Below are 615 nucleotides of genomic sequence, written 5' to 3'. Positions count from 1 at the left end.
GTACAGTCGAAAAAGGTTTATCGCAAGAAGTCAGCAGAAGCCATAGTAATGAACTAATTTCATGAAGGGCTGAACAATTTATAGTGTTTCAACGCCACGAATGCGTAAGTGACGAACTCCGAATGTGTTAATGGTGAAAGTATGAGCGTACCTCAAAGGATAACCAAAATGGAGTTATCACTTACTACGTGAGAGGAAGGGAGAAACGAGTGTGGAACTTTTAGAGCAAATCCTACGTAATAAAAATATGAACGAAGCCTACCTGCGTGTCTATAAAAATAAAGGGGCAAGTGGGGTCGACGGAGTAACAGTCGACGAACTAAAACAATACTTGAAAGAGAACAAAGATGAACTGCGTCAGCGCATCAGAACAAGAAAATACCAGCCACAAGCTGCCTTAAGAGTGGAGATCCCAAAAGAAAATGGAAAGATGCGCAAATTGGGAATACCAACAGTAGTGGATAGGGTCGTTCAACAGGCCATTCATCAAGTTCTCAGTCCGATATTTGAAGAACAGTTTAGCGAATTTAGCTACGGTTTCAGACCAAAAAGAAGTTGTGAAATGGCGATTATAAAAAGCCTGGAGTTTCTGAACGATGAACATGATTGGGTAGT

Annotated in this window: 1 protein-coding gene; it reads left to right on the top strand. The window is 41.0% G+C overall.

Features of this window, described 5'->3' with window-relative positions:
* Positions 1-211: 211 nt before the first annotated feature.
* Positions 212-615, top strand: a 404-nt coding sequence (locus ASU00_RS24125) for a reverse transcriptase domain-containing protein (RefSeq protein WP_269085364.1), incomplete at its 3' end; no start/stop codon positions are given.

Origin of the sequence: Peribacillus muralis, from assembly GCF_001439925.1 — a bacterium.
GTDB classification, from domain to species: Bacteria; Bacillota; Bacilli; order Bacillales; family DSM-1321; genus Peribacillus; species Peribacillus muralis.
This window is presented reverse-complemented; position numbering and strand designations above follow the sequence as displayed.